Source organism: Specibacter sp. AOP5-B1-6, assembly GCF_052376555.1.
Lineage (GTDB): Bacteria > Actinomycetota > Actinomycetes > Actinomycetales > Micrococcaceae > Specibacter.
In genome coordinates, this window is sequence record NZ_JBQSVT010000005.1 from 61,948 (window position 1) to 75,603 (window position 13,656).

The window sequence follows — 13,656 nt, forward strand, 5'->3', positions numbered from 1 at the left end:
CATGATGTTGCGGCCCCTGTCGGGCTGCCTTCCGGACTGACACTAGGTGGGCAAATTGGCCGGGCCTCCTACGCCGCAAGACCAGTGCGGAAACAGGAAGTGAACGTCTCACCTTCCTGTCACCGGCGCCGGGAACTGCTCATTCACCAGTGCCAAGGCATCGTCCCTGCCCAGTCCAAGGGCGCGGATTTGATGGGCAAATTCCCTGGCCACTTTTTGCGCCTGTTGGTGCACCGGATCGTCATGGGCTGCGACAAAGGTGCCGTGGCGCCCGCGGGTTTCAATGGCGCCGTTGAGTTCAAGTTCCCGGTAGGCCCGCGCGACAGTGTTGGGGGCAAGGCCCAGATCGGCGGCGAGCTTGCGCACCGTCGGCAGCCGATTCTCGGGTGCCATGCTGCCATCCTGGATGAGTTGCAGGATTTGCACGCGTATCTGCTCGAACGGGGGAACCGGCGAACGGGGGTCAACCAACAGCATGGCTGGTCGCTCCCGGTGATGGCGGGAGCGCCGGGGCGAGGTTGCGCCATAGTCGGTAGCGGAAGTAGTTGCTTGCGCCACCAAAAGTGAAGACTGCGAGGATGGCCAGATATCCCCAGGTAAAGAGCAGTTCGGTGAGGGCAGACCCGGGCACTGAGCCATCGGTGCCGCCGGGGGCCGCAAACGCCCCGAGGATTCCCATCGCCCCCGCAGCCAGGGCGAGCCAGGCGACGGCTGCCGCCAACAGACCCATCTTCCTGAAGGTTTCCGCCCGCAGGGCGTCGTCCCAGGCAAGTTCCAGCGGATCGCTGACCGGCTGGGGGTGTGCCAGGATCCTGCGCGCGGCGAAGACCGTGCCGCAGAGGACCAACACCGACGCAAGGAGGGAGGGAAGGGCAAGGCTGCGCAGGAAGTGGCCCATGTCGACCTCACCTGCCACGCCCAGGATCAAGCCTGCAGCGGCAAGGGCCGCTGCCAACAGCACCAGCAGCGGGGCAAGCCGCAGCCGCCAGGGACTCACATAGTCGGCAGCCGTGACGGCCACAGTCCGTGCCATTCGCGGGGCGTCCGGCCGCTGCACAAAAAGGGAATCCCGCAGGGCCAGGACAACGTCAAACAACGTCGCGCAAACAAGGACGGCGGGGAGGACCACGAGCCACAAGTATTCAAATGTGCTGGCGGAATTGGGCAGCAACAGCAGGGCCACCGCAGCTGCCAGCAGACCTGCCAGGGCACCCAGCAAGGTGGCAGTCGCACTGCGGCGCAGCCTGCGCTGGACCGAGGCGTTGATTTGTTCCGTCCCCATGGGCAGCCCAACCCGCTGCCAAAACGTGAACACCCGCCTTTCCTGGGAGCGCTTGGTTCGTCCTGTTAGCAGGCCCACCGAAAAAAGGGCGGCCAACAATGCCATGACGGTCCAGGCAATGGCGGGTGAGGCATCCATGACACTCCTTTGTTTGCTGTTTGTCTCAATGTATCATTACAATGCGAAGACGTTCCGGCACCCGGACAAGCACGAAGCTGCCGCGCGATGACTATTGAACAACACGACGTGTTCGTCAAGATGGTCGACTCACACGTGGTGCTCGGCAACGGTGTGGAAACGATCCGCGCCTACCGCACCTTCATGGGGACCTTGAACCCGTGCTCCAGGCCGACTCCCTAGCCAGCCCAACGGTGCTTCCGCGCGATGGCGATCAGGTCCTGTGCCGGCGGCTGGGACGGCCGCGGTCCGCTTGACCATACCGCCGACAGGGTTCTTGTAAGTTTGACCCCGGTCGCTTCGACTGCGACCAGGCGCCCGAGGGCCAGATCGTCGGCGATGGCCAATGAACTCAGGACCCCGGGGGCCACCCCGGAGGCTATCGCGGTCCGGACTGCGGCCGTGCTGGAAAGTTCCAGGCGCGGCGGCACCAGGACACCTGTCGCTCCTGGACGATCGAACAGATACTCAAGTGCCTTGCGGGTTCCCGAGCCTTCCTCGCGTGAGATCAGCGGAGTGTTGGCCAGTTCCTCCGCTGTCAGCGGCTTCCGTCTGCGCGCCCACGCGTGAGTTGGGGATACGGCAACCTGCAGCGTGTCGCGCCCAATGGTTGCGGCTCGCAGATCGGCCGGAATATCGGGTGTTTCAATGAACCCCAGCGGTACTGATCCGGAGCGTACGAGAGCGATCACGGCTTCACTGTTTGCCGCCGTCAGCCCGATTCTGGTCACCACCTGGCCTGCCGACTCCTGCCGGTCACGCAGGGCGAGCAGCCAGCGGGGCAGGAGGTACTCCGCGACAGTGAGACTTGCCGCGACGTCGAGGTGGCGCATCGCCTCAGAACGGATCGATTCAATGCCGGCTTCCAACCGCTCCGCCGCGGCAAGGACCTCCGACGCCCACCCGGCAATCACCGCCCCCGTCGCAGTCAGCGCAGAGCCTCGTGCAGACCGTGCAATGAGTGAGGCACCGACCTGCCCCTCCAACGATCGCACCCGTGAGGAGACGGCTTGCTGAGAGACGCCAAGGAGCTCGGCGACGCGGCTCAGGCTCCCAACTTCGCCCACGGCAACGAGTATTTCCAGTCCGGCGAGGTCGGGGACATGGGGACCGAGCAAGAACGCCTCCTACAACTTTGACTTGTGTCCCAACAACGATACGCCCCCTACCGCACCCTCATGCCAGCGGCGAGAGTGGATTCCATGAGTTCAACAAAGATGATGCCCCACCACCCCGGTCACAGCAGCCCACTTGCCGACCCTCCGCGTCCCATGCGCGCACGGTTGAACGGTGTTGTGGCTTCGGTGCCCGGCGTCGCTGCAGCCGCTGCCGCAGCAACGCTCGCCTGGGGCATCCATGGGCTTGTGCCTGCGATCCCGCTCCTTACGGCCGCCGTGATGATCGGCATCCTGACCGCCCAGATCCCCTTCGTCCGCCGGGCGCTGGCGGGTGTCCTCGCCGCGGGCTTGAGCGTCACGGCCAAGAGGTTCATGCGCCTGGGGATTGTGCTTCTCGGGCTGAAACTGAGCCTGCTCGACATTGTGCACCTCGGCTGGATTTCAATCGTCACTGTAGTGGCGGTCCTGGCGGTCACCTTTGGTGTGACGTTGTGGTTGGGGCGGTTGTTCAAGCTGCCAGGCCACCAGCCGCTGCTGATCGCGACAGGATTCTCCATTTGCGGCGCGTCCGCAATCGGTGCGATGAGCCACGTCGCCAAATCCAAGGATGAGGAGACGGCCACCCCGATTGCGCTCGTCACGCTGTGTGGAACTTTGGCGATCGCGGTGCTGCCGTGGTTTTGGCATCCGCTCGGGTTCAGCGACTTGCAGTTCGGGCACTGGGTTGGTGCGAGCGTGCATGACGTGGGCCAAGTCGTCGCAACCGCCCAGGTCGCCGGTTCAGCCGCGCTTGCTGTCGCCGTCGTCGTCAAGCTCACCCGCGTGCTGATGCTCGCCCCGATGGTCGCCATCACCTCATTTGTCGTGCGACGCCGGGAGGGTGCGCCAGAGGCCGGCACCAAGCATCCCCCGATCGTGCCGCTCTTCGTCGTCGGATTCATCTGTGCCATGCTGATCCGCACTTTCGTTTCCGTGCCCGTTGAGGTCATTGACGCGGCCGACACTGTGCAGACCGCGTTGCTGGCCATGGCGCTTTTCGGCCTCGGCACAGCAGTGCGGCTGGGCGAGCTCATCCGCACCGGATGGCGCGCCCTCCTGGTGGCGCTGCTGTCTTCGGTGTTGATCGCCACCCTTGCCTGGGGCGCCGTGCAAATGGGGTGAGCCCGCCGGGGCACGTGCCGCCGCAGCAGGAGCGCTTGTTACAGAATCAGTCCGGTGACTGCAGAGGTGAGAATGAAGACAAGCACCAGGACAGTGATGCCCACATAGGGTTTGTCCGTGCGACGGGCAAAACTGATCAGCATGAGCAGCAACCGAATGACAGGCAAGAGGATGAGGACGCCGCACCCGGCGACGACCGCCACGGATGACGCCGGAGCCAGAGCACACCAGCCGAGAATTGCCCCGGCAATGAGCAGGACTGTGGCCGTCAGTGTGCCCCAGCGCATCAGGACGGCGATTCGGCGCGAAAGCGACCGGTCTGTGGCGCTGACGGTGGTGGCAACCTCGGTCATGACAGGCCTCCCATCTGCAGGCCGAAGGCGTTCATGGCCATGGGGACCGCCAGGGCCAGGAGCACGACCATGAAGACCGTGCGCAGGCCGGGACCGGCAACTCTGACCAGGATGCGGGCCCCGAGGATGGAGCCGGCGACCGAGCCCAGGACGACGGGGGCGGTGAGGGAAAGGTCAACGTTGCCGGCAAGCAGATACGCGGCGGCTGTTCCGCAAGCGGTGACTCCGATCGTGAGGTTCGCCGTGGCTGAAGATACCTTGATGGGCAGTCGCATCGCCGCATCCATCGCTGGAATTTTCAGCACCCCGCTGCCGATGCCCAACAAGGCGGACAGCAGCCCGGCGCCGAACATGAACGAAAGCCCCAACCGCACTCGCGAGACCTGGTAGGTGACGGTTGTCCCGTCGCGATCAGTATAGGCGGAAGCCAGGCGCAGTCTCTGGGAGGTGCGGTCCGAGGTGAGGGGCACGCGGGCACGCCGCCCCAGGAACATCTGCAGCGCCGAGACCAGCAGCACGGTGGCGAAGATGCCATACAGGACTTGGTCGTGCACCAGCCCGATCATCAGAATTCCGGCCAGCGCACCAAATGTTGTGGCAACTTCCAGCACGACCGCCAGACGCAGATTGGTCAGTCCGGCCTTCAGGAATTGCGGTGCACTGGCGCAGGAGCAGGCGATCACTGAGATGAGGCTGACCGCAACGGCAACGGGAAACGACGCCCCTGCGAACAGGGTCAGAACCGGGACCACAAAGATCCCGCCCGCCATCCCCAAAGCACTCCCCAAAGCACCGGCTGCCAGTGCCGCAGCAAAGAGAAAGAAGAACTGGTCCGGGCTCACTGCCCGGCCTCCGGTGAGGCGGGGCTGCGGGGCAGGCGTGTGGTGAACGTGATCGCCTCACCCCGGTAATGCAGCACTTCATAGTCCACCGGGCGATTCCCGACAGTATATGAGATACGTTCGATACGGAAAACAGCACCCCCTACGTCCATCTCAAGCGCTTCTGCCACGTCTGCGTCAGCCACCACGGCCTGCAAGGCATACGACGCCTCAACCAACGGAGTGGCGTGCCGCTGCTCCAGCAGGGTGAAGATCGGCTCGGTCTCCAGATCGTCCTTGGCAATCAGGCGGCCCAGCTCCGGAATGAGGTAAGTGCGATCGAAAGAGACTGGATGCCCGCCTGCCAGGCGCACCCGTTCGATGAAAGTGACCGCTGACCCCAGCGGCAGATCGAGCGCTGCACGCACGTTTGGCGGAGCCGGCACCTCCTGGATCGTGAGCACCCGTGCGGTGGCCGCGAGACCATGCGCTTCCATGTCTTCGACGAACCCGGTCAGCTCCGTGAGGGGCTGGCGGATTCTCGGTGCGGCAACGAAGGTTCCACGACCGGGTTTGGTCACCACCAAAGCACGAGCGGCCAGGTTCTGCACAGCCCGCCGCACCGTGATGCGACTCACGCCGAATTGCTGGATCAGCTCGTCCTCTGTTGGCAACCGATCACCGGGCTTCAAGTCGTCCGCCAAGCGGGCAACCAGGGCATGTTCAACTTGGAGATAGAGGGGAACGCCCGTCGATGCAGTCATATTGTTATAATAACTGATCTGTGTTTGGTACGGCAATCCCTCCGGACCCAATGGGCAGCCCGCAGCCCCGTAACAGCCGTGACCGCTACGCCGGGCGCGCCCCGCCGTGCAGGTGGGCGACTCCGCCGTCGTGGTTGAGAATACTGAGGATTTCCACGGGGCCTTCGTGGGCGCAGATGGCGTGCGGGACCATGGTGGAGAACTCGGCCACCTCGCCGGGGTGGACGAGGATGGTCCGCTCCCCCAGCTCAAGGCGGACAATGCCGGACAGGACGGTGAACCAGTCGCGGCCGGGGTGCACGCCGGGCTGTTGCGGGCGCTCGGGGGTGATGCGCATTTTGGCGACGGTTTTGCCGTGCAGTCCGTCGTCGGTGGAGAGTATCCAGGTGGTCAGGCCCTGGGAGTGTCCGGGCTGGGGACGGATGACGACGTCCTCGTCGCCGGCGGATTCCACCAGCGCATCCAGCGTGGTGCCGAACGCCCGGGATATCGGGATCAGCTGGTCGAGCGCTATGCGCCGGTGGCCGGTTTCAATGCGGCTGAGTGTTGAGGGGCTGAGTGAGCAGCGGCCGGCGAGGTTGTCCAGGGACCAGCCGCGGGCAAGGCGGAGACTGCGGATGCGCTGGCGAATTACGGCATCAACATCGGTTTCTTGCGTCATGCGCATTAGTCTATGCGTTAGCCGCAGGGAACCGCTACCGTCGAAGCATGACTGAACACGCACAACACCACGGACATTCACACGGCGGCCACTCACACGGCAGGGCCGGGCACGGCCACGACCAGCACGGCGAGGGCCACGCGCACCCGAGCGGCGCGGAACTCGCGGAGACGCTTGACCTGGACGCACGCATCCTCGGCTCCTACTTGGAGGAGGCCACGGCGTGGGCTGCGGACCTTTCCGCGCAGAAGCCAGCTTCGATCATCGACGTCGGCGCCGGATCCGGCGTTGGCACCCTGGCGCTGGCCCGCCGCTTCCCCAACGCCCACATCACCGCCCTCGACAAGTCCGCGACCATGCTGTCCGCGACCTTGGAAGCAACCGCAGCTCAGGGGCTTGACGGCCGGGTGGCTGGATTGCAGGCAGACCTCGACGAGGGTTGGCCTGCGAGCGCAACTGCCGATCTCATGTGGGCTTCCTCCTCGCTCCACGAACTCACCAATCCGGAGCGTGCCATGGCCGAGATGTTTGAGGCACTGAACCCCGGCGGCCTGCTCATCATTGTCGAGATGGACAGCCTGCCCAGCTTCCTTCCCGAGACGCCTCCTGCGGGGTCCGCCGTCGAGCCCGGCCTGGAAGCCCGCCTGCACGCAACGCTGGCCAGCAACGGCTGGAACCAGTACCCCGAGTGGACGGCCGGGCTGGAACGTGCCGGATCCGCCGTCGAACGCCGCCACTTCCCCACCACGGGAAGCTCGACGCCGGAACTCGCCGCCCGCTATGCACGCACCTTCCTGGGCCGGATGCGGAATGCGCTCGCAGGCAGCGCCGCGCCTGCAGACCTCGCCTCGCTGGAGGTCCTGCTGGGCGACGGGCCGGAGTCCCTGGAACGCCGCGGCGACCTTGTCGTGCGCGGGCACCGCACAGGGTGGGCCGCCCGCAAGTCGCAAGCCTAGTTTTGATGCGATCCCGCCGTTAGGCTGCTTTTATGACAACCATTGTGTGGGCACCCGGGGACCTGATCGTCGCGAGCAACGAAGGCATCGACGTACGGCTGGCGGGTGTCTCGCTAGTCCGTGACGTCCCCGAGCATCTTGGTGCCACTGGCGGCGAGCGCGGCGTCAGGATCGGGCTTGAGGCACCCCGGAATCTGGAGACTCAGCGCAGGGACATCGCGCACCTCCAAGAAGTCGAGGCATGGGTCGCCGAGCAAAAGCTCCACGGCAAGGGCAAGGCGGGCCCGCCCCCGACCATGCCCGGCCAGGCAGTCCTCAGCGCGGTCAAGGCGGACATCACCGACAATCACGACACCGTCTACCGTTGCGTGGCAGGACGGTGGGCGGGAACCGGCACGGAATGGGACGGTTCCTGGACCTTCCTGCCGGAACCGCCCGCAGGAGTCAAGCACCTCACCATCGAGTTCACCGGGAACGGGGAGCTGACAGGCAAGAGCTGCCGGGTGCAGCTGGACTGAACTCTGCACGCCTGACGGTTTCAGCCCGAAGAGGCACGCCCCTGGCCGCGAGCGCCCTCCGGGTAGGCTGACCCCATGACACCGACACCCGCCACGCCGGGCCCGCCTGATCTGGATCCCGCTGACTTGGATCCCGCTGCGCTGCTTGCCGGACCCCGCGGCCGGCGCCTGTGCCTCGAGCTCGCTGACATGGCCGCCACGGCAGCTTCCGTGGAAGCCGGCCAGAGCGATTTTGGCATGGCCCGGTTTTACGCTTCCTACCACCTTGACCCCGGCCGGGGGCGATCCGTTGTCATGGTCGGCCCCGGATCGGATGCCGAACTGCCCACACCAACTCCCCATGAGGCGGCGGCCCTGCTTGACGCCGTGCCGCTCCCCCTGCTCACCGAGACCGGCCTCCTCGAAGCGCTCTGTTCCACCGTGAACTCGGCACGCTATTGGCAGGAACCGGATGGCGACGACGTCCTGGCCGCGACTCCCGTAATGCGCCGCGCCCTCCACCGCTTCGCACAGTTGCTGGCGAAATCGCCCCACACTGGTTGGTGGAAGGCGCCCCTGGATCCCGCCACACAGTGGACTGTCAGTTTTGTTGACGATCTGTCCCGTCCCCCTCCGGAGCGCAAGGGCGCTGCGGAGACGCTCGAGCAGTGGCGCCTGGATGTAATGGCGGAGGAAGTTCGCTCCGCCACGGACCGCCCGAGCGACCCGACGGCGAACTTCAGCGGCACGTGGTGGTCCCGGCCGCCGTCGGGCCTGGCCAGCAGCACGCGCTCATTGGGCGCCCTTGGTCCTGCGGGCCTGTGGCTCGTGGAGGACGGATTCGGCGAAACGGAAGCCGCCATTGAGCAGTTGCATGCGCCGTACGGTGCGCGGATCCTGGAGATCGATTCCCCCGGGGCGTGGGCTCAGCTGTGCCGCGAGCACTCGCTGGAGGTCACCGCAGCCAAACGCCACGACTGGTACCGCACCACCGGGCGGATCGGTTCCTGGGTCATGCCTGACTGGTCCCGATTCCAGGACAAGTACGACGGCGTGCACCTCACCATGGGCGGCTACCTGACAACGGCGGGTGTTGCCATCCCCGTCGACGACAGCCACTCCACTGTGTTGGCGGGCTGGGACCCGGATGCGACGTACTGGCTCCGCGATGTCAGCGGCGAACCCGCCTCACGCCAGACGTGGCTGCATGACCAGGAGGGGCCGGCATGGGCGGCGCAGGGAGAACGGCGGCGCAGCCTGACCATGCCGGCCCGCAGCGATTGGTCCCTCAACCATGGCGGCTACCGGGTGTCATCCGAAACGGCGCAGCTGGGCACGGGCGAGGAGCTGTGGCAGCGCGTTTCAGCCGATGTGCTGCGCTGGACGGTGAAGACACGCAGCGGCTTTACCGTGGATGCGCCGGGACCCGTGGCGGAAGGCGACCAGGTCAACGTCACCGCCAGCTTCCTCGGCGTCAAGGTCGTTTAGCCGGTGGAGGTAATCAGGGTGGTGGACACTCCCGACCGGGTGGGCTTCGCCTATCGCACGCTGCCGGGGCATCCCGTCAGTGGCGAGGAGGCGTTCATCGTGCACCGCTTTGGTGATGAGGTGCACCTGACCATCCGGTCACTCACGCGGGCGGCACCGCAGCAGCCGTGGCGGGCCTTGTTTCCCCTCCTGATGATCATCCAGAAAGTCGTGCGCAGACGCTACCTGCGAGCGCTGCACTGAGGAACCACAGGTATCGGTCCAGCAGGCCACCGACGCTGCCAACGCGTTCGAATCAGTGTTCGAATTAGTGTTCTAATCTTTCACGTGGACTGTTCGGGCCGCAGGAACGGGGTCATCCGCCGGTTTGGGCACCACCATCGCAAAAGGGACGCTGTTTGCGTAAAAAGCGGGTGGCAGACAACCGTCTTTTTGCGCAATCACCGTCCGATGTTGGGCGAGCCCACTATTTTGGGCGGGTTCGGTGCTGTGGAGGGAAAGTCGCTGCGGGTTGCCACCGATCTCGCGCACCGGACGCGGCCGAGACGGCTGAGCTGGCCGCGATGGCGGCATGATCGGCACCCACTCCGGTGGCGTTCATGTTCCCGTCCCCGTACCCGGCGCCCGACCCGTCACCGTAGGCATATTTGCCTCCCCGCAGTGCCGAAGCCATCGCCGCCACGAGGCAGGCAACGATCGCAAAGCCAAACGCGACGGCGAGCCCGTCCGCAAAGGGGCCGGAAATCAGTGCCGGGAAAAAGCCGCGGCCGGTGAGGTATGCGGCGTCGGACGGGGGAAGCTTGGCCAGCGCGGCAGGACCCAACAAGGTCTGGACGGGGTTGTAGCCCAGCAGTGAGGCAAACAGGACGGAGACCGGGGGCAGGTTGGCGACCCGTCCGGCGTCGACCGCGGCAACACCATGGGCCGTCAGCCCGGCGCTCAGGGTGGCCGGGAGGGTGCGGGCCAGGCCCGTGACCATGAGGGAGAAGAAGATGCCGATGGACAGCACCATGGCAGAATTCTGGAAGGTGGTGCTCATGCCGGCGCCCACGCCGCGGCGGTTGGGCGGCAGGGCGTTCATGATGCCGGCGCGGTTGGGGGCGGCGAACAAGCCCATGCCGATCCCGTTCAGCAGCAGTGCCAGGGCGAACGTCCAGTAGTAGAAGTTCACGGGCAGGAGCAGCAGCCAGCCGAAGCTCAGCGCGGCCACCACCATGCCGCCGGTGGCCAGCAGCCGGGCACCGCGGCGGTCGGAAATGGCGCCGGAGATGGGCCCGGCGACGAGGAAGCCGGCCGTCAGCGGCAGCATGTAGATGCCGGCCCAGAGCGGTGTGTCCACGAAGCTGTAGCCGTGGCGCGGGAGCCAGATGCCCTGCAGCCAGATGATCAGGATGAACATGAGCCCGCCGCGGCCGATCGCCGACAGCAGGCTCGCGAGGTTGCCCGCGGTGAAGGCCCGGATGCGGAACAGCGAGAGTTCGAACATGGGGTCGGCCACCCGGTTCTCCACGACGACGAACAAGCCAAGCACGACGGCGCCGCCCACCAGCGCTGCCAGCACCCACGGGTTGCCCCAGCCCATGGTGTGGCCGCCGTAGGGCTGGATGCCGTAGGTGATGCCGACCAGCACGGCGATCAAGCCCACGGCGAAGCTGATGTTGCCCCACCAGTCGAGCCGTGCCGGCTGCCGGATGCCGTTCTCATGCAGCTTCAGGTACGCCCAGGCGGTGCCAAAAACGCCCACTGGGACGGAGACAAGGAAGACCAGCCGCCAGTCGATGGGGCCAAGCAGTCCGCCAATGATCAGCCCCAGGAATGAACCGGCAATGCCCGCCACCTGGTTCAAGCCCAGAGCCAGGCCCCGCTGGTCCACACCGAAGGCGTCGGTGATGATGGCGTTCGAGTTGGCCATCAGCATCGCGCCTCCGACGCCTTGGAGGATGCGCATGACGATCAGCCACATGACGGCCGGCACACCCTGCAGCCACGTCACAGCCAGCAGGATCGAGAACACCGTGAAGACGGCGAAGCCCGCGTTGTACATTTTCACCCGGCCATACATGTCGCCCAGCCTGCCAAAGCTGACCACCAACACGGCGGTCACCACCATGTAGCCCATGATCAGCCACAGCAGCAGGCTGGTGTTGCCCGGGGCCAGCGGGTTGATCCCGACGCCGCGGAAGATGTCGGGCAGCGCGATGAGCAGGATTGAGGCGTTGATGGTGGCCATGAGGACGCCAAGGGTGGTGTTGGACAGGGCGATCCACTTGTAGTGCGGACTGGCCAATTCCCGGGTTCTTCGAATAGTTCTGCGCTCGCTTGCCCGCACCTTCGCCTGAACCACGCTTGCCAGCCCCTCGGTTGTTGTCGGGGCAGGGGAATTGGTTACCTCTGCTAACTATCAATGCTAGTCCTGCGGCCGCTGCATGAACCCGAAAAGTGGCTGGAAATTGTTGCTGCTCACCGGCGGCGGGATTGCACCTTCACTTTGTGCGTGCCCTAGGCTGGGAGCGGAAGTTGCTGCCTTGCCGCACACAACACCTTCTCGCTTGGGATGAATCCTGCGGGACGGCCGTTGTGCGTCACAGCAGCGCTGCGGATGGGACGGCCCGTTCGTTTACTTGTCACGGGGACGACCCCGTCGAAAAGGGATCACCCCATGGTTTCCTCAACTGTCCGGTCCATCCTCACCCCCACAGCCATCGTGCGGCTCGCCATCGGCTGGGGCGCCGTCATCGGATTGGTGTTTGCCGGTCCACTGCTGGAGCCGCCGGTGCCTGCACCACTGCTGGTCGCTGCGCTCGCCGTCATCGTGGGCGTCATTCTGGTTTGTGCGTTCGGAGTGGTTCACGAGGCTGAACATCTTGCCAAACGGCTTGGGGACCCCTATGGGTCGCTGGTCCTCACGCTCTCGATCGTGCTGATCGAGGTGGTGCTCATTTCTGCCGTCATGCTTGGACCCGGCGAGCACGCAACCATCGCCCGGGACTCGGTGATGGCCGTGTCGATGATCATCCTCAACGCCGTGGTCGGGCTCAGCCTGCTCGTCGGCGGCCTGAAACACGGCAATTTGGCCCACAATCGCACGGGCACCTCCGCCTATCTTGCCCTGCTGATCGTGCTGATCTCCCTGGCCTTCGCGCTGCCCGCGCTGATTGGCGAATCCGGGTCCTACACCCAGGGGCAGGAAATCCCCATCATCGTGCTCACCCTGGCCCTTTACGGCTTCTTCCTCTTCCAGCAGATGGGCAAACAAGCCGACAGCTTCCGGGAAGTCGACCCACGCCTTACCGCCGCCCAGACCCCGCGCGGCACAACCAACCCACTACGCCCCGCGAGCTCCAGTGTTCGCATCTCTGCGGTCATGGCCGAGCACCGCACCGAGCTGTTGCTGCGGATCTCCCTGCTGGTCGTCACGGTCCTGCCGATCGTGCTGCTCTCGCACGACATGGCCACCCTTCTGGACGACGGCCTTGACCGCATCGGCGCACCGACAGCCCTGTCCGGCATCCTCATCGCCATGATCGTGTTCCTGCCGGAATCGATCACATCGGTGCGGGCAGCATTGAACGGCGAGATCCAGCGTGTCAGCAACCTTTGCCACGGCGCCCTGGTGTCCACCGTGGGCCTGACGATTCCCGCCGTTCTCATCATTGGCCTGCTGACCGGCCAGGCGGTGGTGCTCGGTGAATCACCGGCGGAGCTCTTGCTCCTGGGCGTCTCCTTGCTGCTGTCTGTTTCGACATTTGCGGCCAAAAAGGTGACAGCGATGCACGGCGCGGCCCATCTCGTGGTTTTCGCCGTCTACGGCATCGTCGTATTTTCCTAGGCAGAACCGCGGCTGCCCGTGGCCACCGTCCAGCACTACATTGACGAGGCCGAGGAGGAGTCCCAGGTGGAAGGCGGGGCCTTGGCCACCTAGCCTGATGCACGACGACGGCTGCCGGGCTTCCGCTGGGAGCGGCACCGTCGTCGTTGGTTCAGTCTGGCGAGCCCCCTTGGTCTATCCCCAAGAGTTCCCCGGCCACTTGACGCCGACACGTGTCGACCGGCCAGTTTCGGCGAACCCGACGCATCCAGCTCGAATTTTCGTGGATGCGCCAGCAGCAAAGCTGGTGTTCCCGCTTCTGCAATCAGGCGGACGATTTGAAATGAATGCGCAGACCAGGGGCTTTGGCGAGCTTGCAGATGGTGGCGAAGCTCGGATTGTCCTCAGCGGAGAGCGCTTTGCAGAGCCTTTCCCTGCTCATCCCCGTGCTCCAGGGCCGCTTCCAGCTATGCGGCGGCGTGCAGTTCACGGTTTTCCTTGCAGCATGGGTCCAATTCCAGGGCCTGTCCTCGAGAGTCTGGCGTCCACGGGGGCACAGGCCACACAGCC

13 protein-coding genes and 1 pseudogene are annotated in these 13,656 nt (G+C 65.3%); 6 read left to right on the plus strand and 8 right to left on the minus strand.

What is annotated here, in order from left to right; genetic code table 11:
- Positions 1 to 108 precede the first annotated feature (108 nt).
- Both ACT3TS_RS03785 and ACT3TS_RS03790 read right to left on the minus strand, forming a co-directional pair.
- Positions 109 to 477: a GntR family transcriptional regulator gene (locus ACT3TS_RS03785; protein WP_444530151.1), complete on the minus strand. Its 369-nt coding sequence runs from the start codon at positions 475 to 477 to the stop codon at positions 109 to 111.
- The gene (locus ACT3TS_RS03790) at positions 464 to 1,420 is read right to left on the minus strand and encodes a hypothetical protein (protein ID WP_444530152.1); all 957 of its coding nucleotides are present in this window, start codon (positions 1,418 to 1,420) and stop codon (positions 464 to 466) included. The genes ACT3TS_RS03785 and ACT3TS_RS03790 overlap by 14 nt, the downstream gene beginning before the upstream one ends.
- A gap of 87 nt (positions 1,421 to 1,507) precedes the next feature.
- Here ACT3TS_RS03790 and ACT3TS_RS03795 point away from each other — a divergent pair, with 87 nt between their 5' ends.
- On the plus strand, positions 1,508 to 1,642 hold the full coding sequence (locus ACT3TS_RS03795; RefSeq protein WP_444530153.1) for a hypothetical protein: 135 nt from the start codon (positions 1,508 to 1,510) through the stop codon (positions 1,640 to 1,642).
- Here ACT3TS_RS03795 and ACT3TS_RS03800 read toward each other — a convergent pair.
- Positions 1,639 to 2,577: a LysR family transcriptional regulator gene (locus ACT3TS_RS03800; RefSeq protein WP_444530154.1), complete on the minus strand. Its 939-nt coding sequence runs from the start codon at positions 2,575 to 2,577 to the stop codon at positions 1,639 to 1,641. The two genes, ACT3TS_RS03795 and ACT3TS_RS03800, sit on opposite strands and share 4 nt — an antisense overlap.
- Positions 2,578 to 2,730: 153 nt before the next feature.
- On the opposite strand from ACT3TS_RS03800, the gene ACT3TS_RS03805 reads away from it, so the two are divergent.
- Positions 2,731 to 3,738 carry a YeiH family protein gene (locus ACT3TS_RS03805; RefSeq protein WP_444530226.1) on the plus strand — a complete coding sequence of 336 codons (1,008 nt, stop codon included), beginning with the start codon at positions 2,731 to 2,733 and terminating at the stop codon, positions 3,736 to 3,738.
- A 38-nt stretch (positions 3,739 to 3,776) separates the two neighbouring features.
- On the opposite strand, the gene ACT3TS_RS03810 is transcribed toward ACT3TS_RS03805, so the two are convergent.
- From ACT3TS_RS03810 to ACT3TS_RS03825, 4 genes are all read right to left on the minus strand, one after another.
- Complete coding sequence (locus ACT3TS_RS03810; protein ID WP_444530155.1) at positions 3,777 to 4,091, minus strand: DUF1634 domain-containing protein; 315 nt, start codon at positions 4,089 to 4,091, stop codon at positions 3,777 to 3,779.
- A complete protein-coding gene (locus ACT3TS_RS03815; RefSeq protein ID WP_444530156.1) occupies positions 4,088 to 4,933 on the minus strand; it encodes a sulfite exporter TauE/SafE family protein in 846 nt (281 codons plus the stop codon). The genes ACT3TS_RS03810 and ACT3TS_RS03815 overlap by 4 nt, the downstream gene beginning before the upstream one ends.
- Positions 4,930 to 5,676 (minus strand): GntR family transcriptional regulator, encoded by a 747-nt coding sequence (locus tag ACT3TS_RS03820; RefSeq protein ID WP_444530157.1) that lies wholly within the window; start codon positions 5,674 to 5,676, stop codon positions 4,930 to 4,932. Before ACT3TS_RS03820 ends, ACT3TS_RS03815 begins: the two co-directional genes overlap by 4 nt.
- Before the next feature lie 85 nt (positions 5,677 to 5,761).
- On the minus strand, positions 5,762 to 6,337 hold the full coding sequence (locus ACT3TS_RS03825; RefSeq protein WP_444530158.1) for a helix-turn-helix domain-containing protein: 576 nt from the start codon (positions 6,335 to 6,337) through the stop codon (positions 5,762 to 5,764).
- A 47-nt stretch (positions 6,338 to 6,384) separates the two neighbouring features.
- Between ACT3TS_RS03825 and ACT3TS_RS03830 the strand changes: the two genes are divergently transcribed.
- The 3 genes and pseudogenes from ACT3TS_RS03830 (at position 6,385) to ACT3TS_RS03840 (ending at position 9,521) form a co-directional block, all read left to right on the plus strand.
- Positions 6,385 to 7,293 (plus strand): class I SAM-dependent methyltransferase, encoded by a 909-nt coding sequence (locus tag ACT3TS_RS03830; RefSeq protein WP_444530159.1) that lies wholly within the window; start codon positions 6,385 to 6,387, stop codon positions 7,291 to 7,293.
- A gap of 32 nt (positions 7,294 to 7,325) precedes the next feature.
- Positions 7,326 to 7,811, plus strand: a complete 486-nt coding sequence (locus ACT3TS_RS03835; RefSeq protein WP_444530160.1) for a hypothetical protein — start codon at positions 7,326 to 7,328, stop codon at positions 7,809 to 7,811.
- Between the two features lie 483 nt (positions 7,812 to 8,294).
- Positions 8,295 to 9,521: pseudogene (locus ACT3TS_RS03840) on the plus strand (DUF1990 family protein).
- A gap of 223 nt (positions 9,522 to 9,744) precedes the next feature.
- On the opposite strand, the gene ACT3TS_RS03845 reads toward ACT3TS_RS03840, so the two are convergent.
- A complete protein-coding gene (locus ACT3TS_RS03845) occupies positions 9,745 to 11,565 on the minus strand; it encodes an MFS transporter (RefSeq protein WP_444530161.1) in 1,821 nt (606 codons plus the stop codon).
- A 372-nt stretch (positions 11,566 to 11,937) separates the two neighbouring features.
- Here ACT3TS_RS03845 and ACT3TS_RS03850 point away from each other — a divergent pair, with 372 nt between their 5' ends.
- Complete coding sequence (locus ACT3TS_RS03850; protein WP_444530162.1) at positions 11,938 to 13,107, plus strand: calcium:proton antiporter; 1,170 nt, start codon at positions 11,938 to 11,940, stop codon at positions 13,105 to 13,107.
- Positions 13,108 to 13,656: the final 549 nt, after the last annotated feature.

What these genes read in the sequence shown, in the direction of transcription:
- ACT3TS_RS03785 (WP_444530151.1), bottom strand. Translation starts at nt 477, where the DNA reads ATGCTGTTGGTTGACCCCCGTTCGCCGGTTCCCCCGTTCGAGCAGATA.
- ACT3TS_RS03790 (WP_444530152.1), bottom strand. Translation starts at nt 1,420, where the DNA reads ATGGATGCCTCACCCGCCATTGCCTGGACCGTCATGGCATTGTTGGCC.
- ACT3TS_RS03795 (WP_444530153.1), top strand. Translation starts at nt 1,508, where the DNA reads ATGACTATTGAACAACACGACGTGTTCGTCAAGATGGTCGACTCACAC.
- ACT3TS_RS03805 (WP_444530226.1), top strand. Translation starts at nt 2,731, where the DNA reads ATGCGCGCACGGTTGAACGGTGTTGTGGCTTCGGTGCCCGGCGTCGCT.
- ACT3TS_RS03810 (WP_444530155.1), bottom strand. Translation starts at nt 4,091, where the DNA reads ATGACCGAGGTTGCCACCACCGTCAGCGCCACAGACCGGTCGCTTTCG.
- ACT3TS_RS03820 (WP_444530157.1), bottom strand. Translation starts at nt 5,676, where the DNA reads ATGACTGCATCGACGGGCGTTCCCCTCTATCTCCAAGTTGAACATGCC.
- ACT3TS_RS03825 (WP_444530158.1), bottom strand. Translation starts at nt 6,337, where the DNA reads ATGACGCAAGAAACCGATGTTGATGCCGTAATTCGCCAGCGCATCCGC.
- ACT3TS_RS03830 (WP_444530159.1), top strand. Translation starts at nt 6,385, where the DNA reads ATGACTGAACACGCACAACACCACGGACATTCACACGGCGGCCACTCA.
- ACT3TS_RS03835 (WP_444530160.1), top strand. Translation starts at nt 7,326, where the DNA reads ATGACAACCATTGTGTGGGCACCCGGGGACCTGATCGTCGCGAGCAAC.
- ACT3TS_RS03850 (WP_444530162.1), top strand. Translation starts at nt 11,938, where the DNA reads ATGGTTTCCTCAACTGTCCGGTCCATCCTCACCCCCACAGCCATCGTG.